Source organism: Bradyrhizobium sp. ma5 (assembly GCF_042258955.1).
In the GTDB taxonomy this organism is placed as follows: Bacteria; Pseudomonadota; Alphaproteobacteria; order Rhizobiales; family Xanthobacteraceae; genus Bradyrhizobium.
This window is the reverse complement of the sequence record NZ_CP170156.1, coordinates 9,007,958-9,022,428: the sequence shown is the minus strand read 5'-3', so window position 1 is coordinate 9,022,428 and position 14,471 is coordinate 9,007,958. Positions and strand designations below refer to the sequence as shown.

The 14,471-nt window shown below is 65.4% G+C and carries 12 protein-coding genes; 7 read left to right on the top strand and 5 right to left on the bottom strand.

The features are described from left to right. The first annotated feature begins 7 nt into the window (after positions 1-7). The 5 genes from ACE103_RS42620 to ACE103_RS42600 all read left to right on the top strand — a co-directional run bounded on the left by ACE103_RS42620 (position 8) and on the right by ACE103_RS42600 (position 6,044). Positions 8-1,159, top strand: coding sequence for an HlyD family secretion protein (locus ACE103_RS42620; protein ID WP_375777800.1), 1,152 nt, complete (start codon positions 8-10; stop codon positions 1,157-1,159). Next, a complete protein-coding gene (locus ACE103_RS42615; RefSeq protein ID WP_375777799.1) occupies positions 1,146-2,774 on the top strand; it encodes an MFS transporter in 1,629 nt (542 codons plus the stop codon). The genes ACE103_RS42620 and ACE103_RS42615 overlap by 14 nt, the downstream gene beginning before the upstream one ends. A gap of 134 nt (positions 2,775-2,908) precedes the next feature. Next, on the top strand, positions 2,909-3,970 hold the full coding sequence (locus ACE103_RS42610) for a type III polyketide synthase (RefSeq protein WP_375777798.1): 1,062 nt from the start codon (positions 2,909-2,911) through the stop codon (positions 3,968-3,970). Continuing rightward, positions 3,967-4,479, top strand: coding sequence for an isoprenylcysteine carboxyl methyltransferase family protein (locus tag ACE103_RS42605; RefSeq protein WP_375777797.1), 513 nt, complete (start codon positions 3,967-3,969; stop codon positions 4,477-4,479). Before ACE103_RS42610 ends, ACE103_RS42605 begins: the two co-directional genes overlap by 4 nt. After that, entirely contained in the window at positions 4,476-6,044 is a 1,569-nt protein-coding gene (locus tag ACE103_RS42600) for a DHA2 family efflux MFS transporter permease subunit (RefSeq protein ID WP_375777796.1), read from the top strand. Before ACE103_RS42605 ends, ACE103_RS42600 begins: the two co-directional genes overlap by 4 nt. Here ACE103_RS42600 and ACE103_RS42595 read toward each other — a convergent pair. From ACE103_RS42595 to ACE103_RS42585, 3 genes are all read right to left on the bottom strand, one after another. Continuing rightward, entirely contained in the window at positions 6,041-6,793 is a 753-nt protein-coding gene (locus ACE103_RS42595) for a sulfate transporter family protein (RefSeq protein ID WP_223971460.1), read from the bottom strand. The genes ACE103_RS42600 and ACE103_RS42595 overlap by 4 nt on opposite strands. Positions 6,794-6,941: 148 nt before the next feature. Further along, a complete protein-coding gene (locus ACE103_RS42590; RefSeq protein WP_375777795.1) occupies positions 6,942-8,354 on the bottom strand; it encodes an MFS transporter in 1,413 nt (470 codons plus the stop codon). Positions 8,355-8,510: 156 nt separating this feature from the next. Further along, the gene (locus ACE103_RS42585) at positions 8,511-9,434 is read right to left on the bottom strand and encodes a LysR family transcriptional regulator (protein ID WP_375777794.1); all 924 of its coding nucleotides are present in this window, start codon (positions 9,432-9,434) and stop codon (positions 8,511-8,513) included. 120 nt (positions 9,435-9,554) lie between these two features. On the opposite strand from ACE103_RS42585, the gene ACE103_RS42580 reads away from it, so the two are divergent. Continuing rightward, positions 9,555-10,724 carry a CaiB/BaiF CoA transferase family protein gene (locus tag ACE103_RS42580; RefSeq protein WP_375777793.1) on the top strand — a complete coding sequence of 390 codons (1,170 nt, stop codon included), beginning with the start codon at positions 9,555-9,557 and terminating at the stop codon, positions 10,722-10,724. Positions 10,725-10,731: 7 nt separating this feature from the next. After that, positions 10,732-11,679, top strand: coding sequence for a hydroxymethylglutaryl-CoA lyase (locus ACE103_RS42575; protein ID WP_375777792.1), 948 nt, complete (start codon positions 10,732-10,734; stop codon positions 11,677-11,679). Between the two features lie 61 nt (positions 11,680-11,740). Here ACE103_RS42575 and ACE103_RS42570 read toward each other — a convergent pair whose 3' ends face one another. Both ACE103_RS42570 and ACE103_RS42565 read right to left on the bottom strand, forming a co-directional pair. Beyond that, positions 11,741-13,390, bottom strand: coding sequence for a glycosyltransferase family 39 protein (locus tag ACE103_RS42570; RefSeq protein WP_375777791.1), 1,650 nt, complete (start codon positions 13,388-13,390; stop codon positions 11,741-11,743). Between the two features lie 128 nt (positions 13,391-13,518). Further along, entirely contained in the window at positions 13,519-14,400 is an 882-nt protein-coding gene (locus ACE103_RS42565; RefSeq protein WP_375777790.1) for a YiiX/YebB-like N1pC/P60 family cysteine hydrolase, read from the bottom strand. Positions 14,401-14,471: the final 71 nt, after the last annotated feature.

Genomic DNA, 14,471 nt, shown 5'->3' with positions numbered 1-14,471 from the left:
GTGTGGTGTGACAGAGCAGGTTCAAGACAGTCCGCCACCCGCCAGCCAGACCGCGCCTGCCCCAGCGGCCGCGCCAGCCAAGCCGCAGCCTGCGCCGAGCGGGTTTTGGGGTCGCTTCGCTATCCCGCTGTTTGCGGTGCTGGCTGCGCTTGTGTTCGTCGCGGTGGCGACCACGCATTGGGACGCCTGGGTCGGCAGCGCCACGATCCAGACCACCAATGATGCCTATGTGCGCGCCGAGTTGACCCAGCTCTCGAGCCGCGTGTCCGGCGAAGTGCTCACGGTCGCCGTCTCCGATTTCCAGCGCGTCAAGGCCGGCGATCTCTTGGTGCAGATCGATCCTGCCGATTATCAGGCGCAGGTCGCGCAGGCCGAGGCGGGTGTGGTCGGCGCGCAGGCCGCGCTCGACAACCTCAACAACCAGGTCGAGCTGCAATATGCGACCATCGCGCAAGCCGAGGCCTCGCGGCTGTCGGCGGAGGCGCAGCAGACCCTGGCGCGCCAGGAGCAAGAGCGTCAGCAGTCGCTGTCGCAGACCGACGCCGGCACGCGGCAGCGGCTCGAGCAGGCCACCGCATCCTATGCGAAGTCGGAGGCGGACGTGCAGGCCAGCCGTGCAGTGATCGCAGCGCAGCGCCATCAGCTCGAGGTCCTGCAGGGCACCAAGAAGCAACGTGCCGCCGACCTTGACGCCGCCAAGGCGCTGCTGGCATCGGCCAAGCTCAAGCTTGGTTACACCAGGATCGTCGCGCCGTTCGACGGCGTCACCGGCGAGCGTCAGGTGCAGCCGGGCGATTACGTCAACATCGGCACCAATCTGATCAACGTCGTGCCGCTGCCGAACGTCTATGTGATCGCCAACTACAAGGAAACCCAGCTGACCAACGTCAAGCCGGGCCAGCCGGTCGAGGTCACCGTCGATACGTTCTCCGGCCAGACGCTGCGCGGCGTCGTCGAGCGCATCGCGCCGGCGAGCGGATCGCAATTCGCGCTACTGCCGCCCGACAACGCCACCGGCAACTTCACCAAGGTGGTGCAGCGCATCCCGGTGCGCATCCAGTTCGACAAGGGCCAGCCGTTGCTCGATCGCCTGCTGCCGGGCATGTCGGTGGTCACGCGGATCAACACCGGCGAGGCGGTCGCCAATGGCGGAAAATAACGACCGCAACAGCGGTCCGGTCTCGCGCGGCGACGTCGCGCGCTATCCGGTGTTCGCCGTCGTTGCCGTGCTGCTCGGCGCGTTCCTGGCGAATTTCGACAGCCGCCTGACCTCGGTCGGCCTGCCCGATCTGCGCGGCGCGTTCTCGCTCACCTTCGACGAAGGCGCCTGGCTCTCGACCGCTGCGATCGGCTCGCAGATCTTCATCGCGCCCGCGGTGGCCTGGCTCGCCACCGCGTTCGGGCTGCGGCGTGTGCTCGGTATTCCGAGCCTGGTCTATGCCATGGTCTCGCTGACCATCCCGTTCGTGCACGACTACACGGCGCTGATCGCACTCAGCATCGCCCACGGCATGCTGCTCGGCACCTTCGTGCCGGCGACGCTGATGATCATCCTGCGCAACCTGCCGATCCGCTGGTGGCTGCCGGCGATCGCGATGTATTCGATCCGTGTCGGCTTCGCGCTGGATACGTCGAGCTCGCTGGTCGGATTCTATGTCGAGCACCTCGGCTGGCAGTGGCTGTATTGGCAGGGCGTCGTGGTCGCGCCGCTGATGGGGCTGATGGTTTATCTCGGCACGCCGAACGAGCCGATCAATCGCGACCTGCTGCACCATGCCGATTGGGGCGGCATGCTGCTGCTCGGCGCCGGCCTGGGGATGGTTTATGCCGGGCTCGATCAAGGCAACCGGCTGGACTGGCTGTCGTCGGGCACCGTGATGGCGCTCCTGATCGGGGGCGGGCTGTTGATCGTCGCCTTCATGATCAACGAGACGGTCGCGCGCCGGCCGTGGGCGCATTTCAACGTACTGTTCTCGCGCAATATCGGGCTCTCGCTGATCGTCATCCTGCTGTACACGCTGACCAGCCTGTCGAACTCGTCGCTGGTGCCGAATTTCCTCGGCGCCGTCAGCGCGCTGCGGCCGGAGCAGTCGGGCACGCTGCTGTTCACCTACGGCGCGCTGCCGATGTTCGTGCTGGTGCCGATCTCGATCCTGCTGCTGCGTCACCTCGATCCGCGCATCGTCGTGGTGCTCGGGTTCTCGGCCTTCGCGGCCGCCAATCTCTGGGGCACGCAGCTGAGCCACGTCTGGGCCCGCGAGGATTTCGTCGGCATCGTCCTGCTCACGTCGGTCGGGCAGGCGCTCACGTTGCTGCCGATCATCATCATGGCGCTGTCCAATTCCGATCCGTCGCGGGCGACGGCATTCGCGGCCTATATCCAGATCATGCGGCTCGGCGGCGCCGAGATCGGCATCGCCCTGATGGGGACCTGGCTGCGCGTCCGCGAGCAGATCCATTCGAACTATCTCGGCCAGCACGTCCAGGGCGGCGCTGTCGACGTCGTGAACCTGCTGAAGCGATTGGCGGGTGAATTCTCCGGCCATGGCATCGGGGCGGCGACGGAACGTGCCATCGGCACGCTCGCGGCCCTCGTGCAGCGCGAGGCCAACACGCTCGCCTACATTGACGGCTTCTGGCTGTGCTTCTGGATCGCGATCCTGGCGCTGTTCCTGGTCGCCCTGATCACGCGCGCGCCGCAAGGTCCGCTGTCGCCGGTGCCGCTCGGCTTCGTGAAGAACGTGCTGCGCAAACCGGACGCCGCCGCGTCCTGATTTGCGCGGATATCGCCGGGGGCTTGGCGCTGCCGGGGTCAATTTATAGTGAATGCGGCGCCCCAGCTATCTCGCAGGTGTCTGAAATATTTTGCACGTCGCGTGGTTCCACAAGCGGGGGAACGGGAGCCACGATGATCGAGACCAAGCAGACCGCCGCGCTTGTTTCCATGGCGACGGCGGTTCCACCGCATCTGTTCCATCAAGGACAAATCCTAAAGGCCGCGCGCGACCTCCTCGCCGACCACTATCCCGAATTCGAGACGCTCTCCAGCCTGTTCGCCAACACCGGCATCCAGCATCGCTACGGCGTGAAACCGATCGAATGGTATCTCGAACGGCGCGGCTGGCCGGAGCGGACGCAGGCGTTCCTGGAAGGCGCAGAGGCGCTGTTCGTCGATGTCGCCCGCAAGGCAATTGCCCGTGCCGATATGACCGGCCGCGACATCGATGTCGTGGTCACGGTGTGCTCGACGGGCATCGCCACGCCGACGCTGGAGGCGCGCGTCGCGGGCCAACTCGGCTTGCGGACCGACGTGTCGCGCGTGCCGGTGTTCGGCCTCGGCTGCGCGGGCGGCGTGTCGGGCCTGTCGATCGCGGCGCGGCTGGCGCAGGCGCAGCCGGGTGCGAACGTGCTGCTGGTCGCGCTCGAGCTCTGCACGCTCGCGGTCCGCCACGATGAGCTCACCAAGGCGAATATCGTCGCCGCCAGCCTGTTCGGCGATGGCGCCGCTGCGATCGTGCTGCGCGCCGGCGACGGCGGTGCGACGCGGATCGAGGCGGCCGGCGAAAAGCTGTGGCCGGATACGCTCGGCATCATGGGCTGGACGGTTGATCCGGAAGGATTCGGCGTCGTCTTTCAGCGCACCATTCCGGATTTCGTCCGCGACCATGTTGGAGCGGCCGTTGCCGAAATCCTGGCACGGATGGAGCTGACGGCCGGTGATATCGATCGCTTCCTCTGCCATCCCGGCGGCACCAAGGTCATCGCCGCGCTGGAGCGGGCGCTCGCGCTCGATCAGGGCACGCTCGATCACGAACGCGACGTCATAGCGGCGTGCGGCAACATGTCGGCCCCGACGGTTCTCTTTGTCCTCGAACGCGCCCGCGCCAAGGGCTTGCCGCCGCGCTCGCTGCTCACGGCGCTCGGGCCCGGCTTCACGCTCAGCTGCGTTGCGCTCAGGCACGCGGCATGAGCTTCGCTTCGGTCATCCTTGCGCTGGTCACCGTGCAGCGTTTCGGCGAGCTCGTGCTGTCACGTCGCAACACGGAGCGGCTGCTGGCGCGCGGCGCGATCGAGGTCGGCGCCAGGCACTACCCGCTCATCGTGCTGGTTCACGCCGGCTGGCTGACCGCGCTGTGGATCTGGGGCCGCAACCAGGATGTCAACCTGGCGGCGCTCGCGGCCTTTCTGGCGCTGCAAGGCTTACGGCTGTGGATCCTCGCTGCGCTGGGACCGCGATGGACCACGCGGATCATCGTCTTACCGGGCGCGCCGCTGGTCGCATCCGGGCCATACCGATATTTTCCGCATCCAAACTATGCCGTCGTCGTCGGCGAGATCGCGCTGCTCCCGCTCGCACTGCATCTGCCGGTGCTGGCGCTGCTCTTCACCGTGCTCAATCTCGCGGTGCTTGCGATCCGGATTCGCACCGAGAGCCGCGCGCTCTCGGTGGCGGACTGGCCGCGCGTCGGCACGCCATGAGCGCCCGGGCGGAGCATCGCGCCGACAGCCCGTCGGCGGCGACCTGGGCCGGCTTTCTCCTGATGTGCCTCGGCATGTTCATGGCGATCCTCGACATCCAGGTCGTCGCAACCTCGCTGCCGACGATCCAGCGCGCGCTCGCGATCTCGGCGTCCGCAATGAGCTGGATCCAGACCGCCTATCTGATCGCCGAGGTGATCGCGATCCCGCTGACCGGATTGTTCACCCATGCGCTGTCGCTCCGATGGCTGTTCGCGATCGCCGTGAGCGTGTTCACCATAGCCTCGGTCGGCTGCGCCTTCAGTGGCGGCTTTGCCGTGCTGCTGGTGTTTCGCGTGCTGCAGGGATTTTCCGGCGGCGTCCTGATCCCCGCGGTGTTCTCCGCCGTGTTCACGCTGTTTCCGGCGCGGCTTCATGCGGTGGCGACTACGATCGGCGGCGTCGTCGCGGTGCTCGCACCGACGGTTGGACCTGTTGTCGGCGGCTGGATCACGCAGACCTGGTCGTGGCCGTGGCTGTTCCTGATCAACCTGGTTCCAGGAACGATTGCGGCCACGGTCACGCCATTGCTGCTGCCGAAAGTGAGCGTGAATCTCCGCGCGTTCGTCAGACTGGACACATCGTCGCTGATCCTGCTCGCAGCGGCGCTCGCAAGCCTCATGGTCGGTTTGAAGGAAGCGCCGCAGCGCGGCTGGGCCTCGATGCCTTGCCTCAGCCTGCTGATCGGAAGCATGGCCGGGATCGCGCTGCTGATCCGGCGCACGCTCCGCGCGGCGCATCCGATCGCGCGATTGACTCTGTTCAGGCGGCGTTCGTTCGCGATCGGTTGCGCCCTGAGCTTCTGCCTCGGCATCGGCCTATATGGATCGACCTATCTGATGCCGGTGTTCCTCGGCTTCGTCCGCCGTCATGATGCCTTCGAGATCGGCACCATCATGCTGGTCACGGGGGTTGCGCAGCTGATCGCCGCGCCGCTGGCGGCAATCCTCGAAAGTCGCGTCGGCGCGCTCCTGTTGACTGCGACAGGCTTCGCCTTGTTCGCGCTCGGCCTCGGCTTGAGTGCCTTTCAGCCGCGCACCGCGGATTTCGGCGAGATGTTCTGGCCGCAGATCATACGCGGTGTCGCGATCATGTTCTGTTTGCTGCCGCCGACACGCATTGCGTTGGGCACTCTGCCGGAGGCGGAGGTTGCCGACGCCAGCGGATTGTTCAACCTGATGCGCAATCTGGGTGGCGCGATCGGGATCGCCTTGATCGATACGATCCTGTATGGCCGAAGCCCAATTTATGGTGAGGACTTTCGTGCACGCCTGCTGGCAGGTGATCTCAACGCCGCACAGGCGATCGGCCTCGATCCAATGTTGCTGATCAACCGCCCGCCGGGTCCGCCTGATGACGCGACGGTGGCGTTTATCCGGCCGCTGGTCGAGCGGGCATCGCTCGCCCTCAGCGTCAACGAGGCATGGGCGATGCTCGCTTGCGTCGCGATCGTCGGGCTGCTGCTGGTGTTATTCGCGCGCGATCGGATGCCTGCATCGGTGCAGGTGCCTCGGGATGCGAGCTAGATCGTCGGCACGTTGCTTCGCCGCGCCGGCTCGATCAATTCGCGCCGCGGGCCCGACAGCCGCTTGTACATGTGGACCATGAAGGCCATCCCGAACAGCGGCGTCGCCAGATTGACGATCGGGATCGAGACGAAGGCGGCGATGAACAGGCCGGCGGTAAACACGGTTGCCGCATTCTCCTTGCGCATCGCCTTGGCATCCTCTGGCGAGCGGAAGCGCATCGCGGCGAGCTCGAAATATTCGCGGCCGAGCAGCCAGGCCGTCGCGATGAAGAAGATGATGAAGCCCGCGCCCGCGAACAGCACGAACGGCAGCGCGACCAGGTAGACCAGGATCGTCAGCAGCGCCGTCTTGACGCCCTCGATGGTCGCCAGCGTCACCGGCAGCGCCGTGCCGGGATGGTCGGCCGGATAGTGCTCGCGCTCGACATGGTCGGCGACGTCGTCGACGAACAGGCTTGCCACCAGCGAGGTGATCGCGGGCATCAGGAAGATGCCGCCGAGCACGACGCCGAGGCCCGCCGAGATCGAGATGACCCAGGACAGCACATGCAGGGTGGAATGGAAGTTGGGGCCGAGCATGCCTTCGGCCCAGACCTCGCCAGTGTCGGCAAACCAGCTCAGCAGCCGCTGCAACCCGATCGCGAGCACGATGATCAGCACCAGCGCAAGCCCGATCGAACGCCACAGGATCGTGCGCATCGGCGGCGACAGGATTTGCGAAAGCGCCTTGACGGCGGCATCGAACATGACCGGGTTACCTCTGCAAAATGACGAGCGAGAGGTAGCCACCCAATATGGCTTCGGCAAGTGCCGCCTGTGTCGCGGTCACAGCGTTTTTGGGCGAAGTCCGCCGGCATTCGATGCGGTGCCGACGCCGCTTTGCGTCAAGAAGCGCTTAGGCGTCGAGCGGCTTGCCGCGGACGTTGGGTCCCCAGACACCGATCGTAATGATGACGATGACCATCGCCGCGGTGATCAGGCCGAACACCCCGCTGACGCCGGCCTCCTTCAACATGAACGCCACGATGAAGCCGGAGAACGTCGCGCTGAGCCGGCTCATCGAATAGACGAGGCCCGCCGCGCGGGCCCGGATCGCAGTCGGGAACACCTCGGTCTGGTAGGCGTGATAGGCGTAGGACAGTGTCATGTTGGCGCCGGTCACCAGCACGCCGCTTGCGATCAACAGCACCGGCTCGGTGAGCTGCGCAAACGCGAGGCCGAACACCGAGATCGCGGCGGCCGCGCCGCAAATGATCCATTTGCGCTCGAAACGGTCGGCGAAGGTTGCGGCCAGCAGCGGCGCCAGCGGATAGGCGAAGGCGATGATGAACGAATATTGCAGGCTCTTGGTGACGTTGATGCCCTTCTGGACCAATAGCGCTGGAACCCAGTTGGAGAAGCCGTAGACACCGAATGCCTGGCACAGATTGAAGATCATGAAGAGCACGACGAGCGAAGCGTAGGGCGGCCGGAACAAATCGGCATAGCCGGTCTCGACCGCCGGACGTGCCGGCGCCATTGCGGCTTTAGCGGCAGGGCGCGGCGCGGCCGTCGGCAATGAGGCCTCGAGCCTCCGCATGATTGTCTCGGCTTCGGCAAGGCGGCCATGCCGGGCCAGCCACAGCGGGCTTTCCGGCACGTAGAGCCTCAGCACCCAGATGATCATGCTGGCGGCGGCGCCGATCAGCACCACCCAGCGCCAGCCATCGATGCCGTAAGGCGAGAGCGGCACCAGCCACCACGACAGCGCGGCGACGATCGGCACCGCCGACAGCATCACCGCCTGGTTGATCGCAAAGGCCCGGCCGCGCATCCAGCTCGGCACCAGCTCGGTGATGTAGGCGTCGATGGTGATGACCTCGATGCCGATCCCGATCCCGGCGATGAAGCGCCACAGCAGCACGCCGCCAGGTGTGGTCTGGCACGCCATGATCACCGACGCCGCGCTGTAGAACAGCAGCGAATACGTGAATACGGCCTTGCGCCCGTAGCGATCGGCGAGGAAGCCGAGGCAGAAGGTGCCGATGAACAGGCCGGCGAAGGTCGCCGCGACGAAGGCACCGATCCCGGAGAAGCCGAAGAAGGCCTGCGTCGTCGTGGTCATCAGCCCGCTGCGGGCGAGGCCCGGCGCGATATAGCCGGTGAAGAACAGATCGTAGATCTCGAAGCAGCCGCCGAGCGAAAGCAGGATCACCAGCCGCCAGACATAGCCGGAGGTCGGCAGCGCCTCGAGGCGCCGCGAGATCTGGTCCGGTCCGGCTGTCGTGTTGGCAAGATCGGCAACCGAGCCGAGTTCGACGGCGCTCATGATGGTCCTCCCCGAATGCTCCAGCGGCCGCCTTTCTTGCGAAGGCGTGCCGGTTGCGCATGTTTGGCAGCCGGGTGCCAGAAATCCAGACGAACATATCGAAGAGATCGTTCGATATTTTCGATAGCGCTGTTTTTGACGCGCTTGAAAGCGCTTTTAGATCAGCAGCGTCGCCTCCCATGCGCCGCGCCCGACCTGTTCGGCGATCAGGGAGCGGATCAGCCGGCACATCTCCTCCATCGCATAGGTCATCGGCCGGTTGCGCAAGCGGCAGAGATAGAGCGTGCGGCTCAGCCTGGGTTCGATCACCTCGCGTGCGACCAGCAATCGCGCTTTCAACGGCTCGCTGACGAAGTGCGTCGTCGCGATCGTGCAGCCGAGACCCGCGGTCAAGGCGCCGATCATGCCGCTGGTCGAATTGAGGTGCAGGATGGCATTGGCCTCCAGCCGCTTCAGCGGCACGGGGTCGTCCAGCAAAGCGCGGGCCGACAGCCCGTGCCGCAGCAGGATCAGCGGCAGCTGGGCCAACTGCTCGAATGTGATCGCGCCCTTCTTGCCGATCAGCTTCTCGGTGCCGACGCAGAACATCTGCTCCTCCAGCACCGGCTCGGCGATCAAATCCTTTTCCGAGGGCGGATTGTAGACCAGCGCGAGGTCGACATCCGAGCTCATCAGATGCAGCAGCGTCGCGCCGGACAGACTCTCGGTCAGCGACAGTTTCAGGTTGGGGTATTTCGCCAGCACGGTCCGCATCAGCGGCACGCCGATCGCCTTCATGCCGGAATTGGCCATGCCGATCGAGATCTCGCCGGCAATGGCGCTGCCGCCTTCCTTGATCTCGCGCTCGGCCGCCGCCATCGCGCGCAGAATGATGCGGGCATGCTCATAAAGCCGTTCGCCCGCCGCGGTCGGTTCCATGCCGCGCGGTTTGCGCTCGAACAGCGGCGTGGCGAATTCCGCCTCGAGATTGGCGATGTGGTGGCTGAGCGCGGATTGCGCGACATTGGCCTGATCCGCCGCCCGCGACAGGTTGCGTTGCTCGTAAACCGCGATGAAATAGCGAAGCTGGCGCGAATCCATTGGGGTTCTGCGTTCTAGAACGACGAATGCACTATTCGACAGATTATATTTTTCAGATAGCGTGCGGAAGCCTAACCTGCGCCGATCAGTCAAAACGAGCAAACGAGCACGGAGAAACCGATGACCGGGAGCGGACTGCCGCTGGAAGGCGTGAGGGTCGTCGAGATGACTCACATGGTGATGGGGCCGACCTGCGGGATGATCCTGGCGCAACTCGGCGCCGAGGTGATCAAGATCGAGCCTCCGGCCGGCGACAAGACCCGCTCGCTCGGCGGCATGGGCGTGTCGTTCTTCCCGCTGTTCAACCGCGGCAAGCGCAGCGTCGTGCTCGATTTCGCCAAGCCTGAGGACCGCGACACGATGCACCGGCTGCTCGCCGGTGCCGACGTGTTCCTGGAGAATTTCCGTGACGGCCAGCTCGACAAGCAGGGGCTTGGGCCTGAGGAGCTGCGCGCGAAATATCCGCACCTGATCATCGCCGGCCACAAGGGCTTTCTCTCCGGGCCTTACGATCATCGCCCGGCGCTCGACGAGGTCGTGCAGATGATGTCGGGCCTCGCGGCGATGACCGGCACCCGCGACAAGCCGCAGCGCGTCGGCTCTTCCGCCAACGACATCATGGGCGGCATGTTCGGGGTGATCTCGATCCTCGCCGCGCTCTATCAGAAGCGGGGCGGCAACAGGAACGGCGCCGACATCCGCATCGGCCTGTTCGAGAACTGCCTGTTCCTGGTCGCCCAGCACATGGTCGAGTACGAGATGACCGGCCGCAAGCCGCGCTCGATGCCGGAGCGCGAGCATGCCTGGCCGATCTACGACATCTTCGATGCCGCCGGCGGCGACCGCATCTTCATCGGGGTCGTCACCGAAGGTCATTGGCAGAGCTTCTGCCGCGAGTTCGGACTGACGGAGTTCGCCGACGATCCGACGCTGCGCTCGACCACGGACCGCATCATGGCGCGCGACCGGATCATTCCGCGCGTCGCCGAGGTGATCAAAGGCTGGAACGTGGCCGACCTCTCGGCGAGGCTCGACGCGCTCAACATCTGCTTCTCGCCGATCAACCGGCCGGAGGATCTGCTGCGGGATCCGCATGTGTTGCGGCCCGGCGGGCTCGTCAACACCATCAATGCCGACGGCAAGCCGTTCCGCGTTCCGGCGCTGCCGGTCGAATGGAACGGCAGCAACATCGGCGAAGGCCTGAAAGTGCCGGTGCTTGGCGCCGATACCGATGCGGTCCGCGCCGAGCTCGCACAACAGAAGATTTCATCAACCGGAAACGCTGCGTGAGGCTGACATGACCCGCGTCCACGATATTTATCCCAACGACAAGGTGAGCTTGCGCGAGGTCGGCCTGCGCGACGGCCTGCAGCTCGTGAAGACATTCCCGTCCACCGCCGCGAAGCAGCGCTGGATACGCGATGAGTATGCCGCCGGCGTCCGGCATTTCGAGGTCGGCTCGTTCCTGCCGGCCAAGACTTTTCCGCAATTCGTCGATGTCCGCGATGTCATCGCGACCATCGCCGCACTGCCCGGCGCGCATGGTGTCGCGTTGGCGCTGAACGAGCGCGGCGTCAACGAAGCGTTGGCCTCCGGTGTCGCCGAGATCGCCTCGGTGGTGTCGGCGACCGAGGAGCACAGCCTGGCCAATGCCAACCGCTCGCGCGAATCCGCAATCGAGAACATCAAGCGTCTTTGCGAGTTGCGCGACGCCAGCGCGCACAAGCCGCTGGTCAATGCTGCGATCTCAATGGGGCTGGGCTGCTCGATCGTCGGCGCGGTCGATCCGAAGGAGGTGCTGCGCCTCACCGAGAAGCTCTACGAGGTCGGCGTCGACATGGTCGCGATTGCCGATACCGTCGGCTATGCGGGGCCGAAGCAGGTCGGCGAGCTGACGCGCGGCGCGGTCAAGATCGCGGGCTCCAAGCCGGTCTGCGTCCATCTGCACGACACCCGCGGCATGGGTATCGCGAACGCCTCGGCCGCGCTCGACGAGGGCGCCCGTGTGCTCGACGGCTCGCTCGGTGGCCTCGGCGGCTGCCCGTTCGCGCCGGGCGCCACCGGCAATGTCGTGTTCGAGGACCTCGTCTTCCTATGCGAGAGCAAGGGATTTCCGACCGGCGTCGATCTCGACCGCCTGGTCGAGGTGCGCGCGATCCTGAAAGCCGAGATGCCGAACGAGCAGCTCTATGGCGGCCTCGCCCGCGCCGGCCTGCCGCGCGGTGCCAAGGCGAAGGCGGCGTAGCGACACGCTCTCGGTCGTGCCGATGCCCATGCTTGCGGTGACGCTGGCAGCGACGTTCTGATCAGTCGCGTGTGCGGCGGATCGAGCTGAAGTCCTCGACTTCGGGCTGCGCAGGGGGTGTCTCGCGAGAAGGCGGTACGATCAACATCACGACCCGCCGTGTCCGGCCGGGCCTGCCCAGCAGTGTCGCCTGGGCGTCGAACTCGGAGCGAAAGACGTCGGTCGCGCGCAAGGTCGTGCGCGCCATCCAGCTCAGGCAGTCCGTCTGGTCGGCGAAGCACAATGCGGCCCAGCCGCGATCGAGCGTGGTCTTGCGCGGCAAGCCCCAGGTGTACTGATAGGCGAACGGCCGGGCATAGCGCGGATGATCCGGGCTGTAGAAGGCGGCAGCGAAGGCAAGCGCATCGTCGCCGCTGACGGCGGCGAGCGGCGTCCCCGCGACGTCGCGCCATCGCGCAGTCAGCTCGGTCGCGGCCGCATGATAGAAGTCGCGGCCTTCCTCATAGCCGTAAGCACTGCGATAGAGGGCGTGGATTGGCGCGCCGCCGACGACCGCGAGAACGGCGATACCAGCCACCATGACGGCCAGGTTGACCGCGTAGAAGCGCTCGATCGGGTAGCTCGTTGCGCACACGATCAAGACAACAAACAGGAAGAGACCCTGCACCGCCCAGAGTGAGGGCAGGTCGGTGCCGATCGCGAGCGAGACGATCACCGGAAACAGGATGGTCCCGATTGCGACCAGCAGCAGCAGGCGGAGCCCTGGGTTCATCGCGCGGAAATCGGCCGGTAGCTGCGCCAGCCGCGGCCCGGCAATGAACACCCAGGTCACCGCCGGGATCGCGAGCGCCGCGATCAGGCCCATGATGAAGTAGGAGACTTCCCACAGCGCGGCGACATGATCGGCGCCGGCATGCGCGAGCGCATAGTCGAACGGCGTTGCTCCCGTCGTAGCGAGCCAGTGCAGATGCGGGCCAAGCATGAGCATGCCGGCCAGCGCCGAGACCCAGGGCGAGGCCGACAGCAGATAGCGGCGGCGATCCGGATGCAGCACGGAAGCGAACACGAAGCTTGCAACCAGGAAGATCGAATAATATTTGCCGAGCATCGCCAGCGCGCAGGCGGCACCCGCCGCGATCGCCCAGCCGAGCTGCCTCGGCGCCTCGAACGCGCGCAGGAAGCAGTAGGTTGCCAGCGGCCAGACCGCCAGCAGCACCGTGTTCGCATTGAAGCGCTGGGCATGGAATTGATAGACCGGCAGCAGCATCAACAGCAGCAGCACCATCGCCCGCTTCTCGCCACGGACAAAGCGGCGAGCGATCAGATCGACCGCCCATAGCGCCACCGCTGCGTTGACCATCGCCATCAGCTGCAGCGACCAGTCGGTGAGGGGAAAAACCGTGGTCCATCCCCGCGTGATCCAGCCCATCAACGGCGGATGCTTGGGGTATCCCCACGCGATATGTCGGCCGAGCGTCCAGGTCTCGATCACGTCCGGATGCAGGCCGGCGCCGAGATAGGCGATGACGAGATACGAGGTCCAGATCGCGACGAAGAGGACGAGCAGAACCGGGATCGACCACCCGGTTTCGATTCCCTCCAGCCATTTGATCAATGGACGGCGCCAGCGCGCCGGGTCCTTCTCCGACGCGGCAGCCGTCGCCGAGAAACTGATGAACGAAAGCACCGTAAAACTACCGAATGAAAGCATGCTTGAAGCGCGCGCACCCTAGTGATGCGAGCACGAGAACTCAACGGCAAAGCCGGATGACGAGACCGATTCCAGATCGGGGTCGAGGCGGCTAGCGCTCGACATGTCGAGCCTGACGCCTGCGGCCGTCACACCGGTGCGGTTTCTGCTGCGGTCACTTCCGCAGTCGGAAGCGCCGCCTCTTGGTCAATCGCTTCAGGAACAAGCGGCGGCGACTTATGTTCTGGAAACACACTGAATTCGCCGGCTACCTCCTGGAGCGGCTTCTGCTTGTCGGCCCAGTGCAGGGCCGTGTAGTCGAAACCGTGCACGATGGTGGGTTTGACGACTTCGAAATAGGGCGAGATGTCGAAGTCGCGTGGCATGTAGAGCGAGGAGTCGCGGATGTGCAGGATCTCGCGGCGCGCCTTGCGGCTGGCGGCGCGCGTGATCCTGGGCAGGATCGGATAGCGCACGGCGTCGAACGCCTGCGCGATCAGCGCCGAGCAGATGATCTTGGTCGGATCGCCGGAGCCGAACGCGATCATGCGGCGCCGCCAGCGCTGCGGGATCGGCAGCGGAAACAGGAAACGCGCGAGATCGACGATGTTCTTGGTGTCGTAGCCGAAGCCGATGCGGTTGATGGCGTAGCGGCACACCGTGGTGCGGTCCTCGAAGGACAGCCCGACCGGGCGGCAGAGACGGGTGTGATAGGACAGGTATTTCGACAGCGGCGCCGAGGTCACGCCTTCGCCGATATTGGCCTCGATCAGCACATGCTGTTCGCCGTCAGGCTCGAATGCGCCGTCGATCGGTCCGACGAACAGCGCCGCATGCGACCAGGTCGATTGCGTGAGGTATTTGATGATGCCGGAAATCCGGTTGTTGCCTTCGACCAGCAGCACATCGCCGGGCTGCATGATGCTCCGCAGATGGTCCGGGTCGCTCGGCGTGAACGGCTCGTAGCCGGGCACTTCCTTCGACAGGTACCCCGCGATCCATTTACCGACGGTATCGAGCATTACGCCCATGGATTCCCCCCAGCGGTTCTACGACCGCTTCTCTTCACTTAATCATGGTCGCAAGCCGTTGCAATTTAGTT

What these genes read in the sequence shown, in the direction of transcription:
- ACE103_RS42595 (WP_223971460.1), bottom strand. Translation starts at nt 6,793, where the DNA reads ATGTTCGATGCCGCCGTCAAGGCGCTTTCGCAAATCCTGTCGCCGCCG.
- ACE103_RS42580 (WP_375777793.1), top strand. Translation starts at nt 9,555, where the DNA reads ATGACCGGGAGCGGACTGCCGCTGGAAGGCGTGAGGGTCGTCGAGATG.
- ACE103_RS42615 (WP_375777799.1), top strand. Translation starts at nt 1,146, where the DNA reads ATGGCGGAAAATAACGACCGCAACAGCGGTCCGGTCTCGCGCGGCGAC.
- ACE103_RS42565 (WP_375777790.1), bottom strand. Translation starts at nt 14,400, where the DNA reads ATGGGCGTAATGCTCGATACCGTCGGTAAATGGATCGCGGGGTACCTG.
- ACE103_RS42590 (WP_375777795.1), bottom strand. Translation starts at nt 8,354, where the DNA reads ATGAGCGCCGTCGAACTCGGCTCGGTTGCCGATCTTGCCAACACGACA.
- ACE103_RS42610 (WP_375777798.1), top strand. Translation starts at nt 2,909, where the DNA reads ATGATCGAGACCAAGCAGACCGCCGCGCTTGTTTCCATGGCGACGGCG.
- ACE103_RS42575 (WP_375777792.1), top strand. Translation starts at nt 10,732, where the DNA reads ATGACCCGCGTCCACGATATTTATCCCAACGACAAGGTGAGCTTGCGC.
- ACE103_RS42585 (WP_375777794.1), bottom strand. Translation starts at nt 9,434, where the DNA reads ATGGATTCGCGCCAGCTTCGCTATTTCATCGCGGTTTACGAGCAACGC.
- ACE103_RS42570 (WP_375777791.1), bottom strand. Translation starts at nt 13,390, where the DNA reads ATGCTTTCATTCGGTAGTTTTACGGTGCTTTCGTTCATCAGTTTCTCG.
- ACE103_RS42605 (WP_375777797.1), top strand. Translation starts at nt 3,967, where the DNA reads ATGAGCTTCGCTTCGGTCATCCTTGCGCTGGTCACCGTGCAGCGTTTC.
- ACE103_RS42600 (WP_375777796.1), top strand. Translation starts at nt 4,476, where the DNA reads ATGAGCGCCCGGGCGGAGCATCGCGCCGACAGCCCGTCGGCGGCGACC.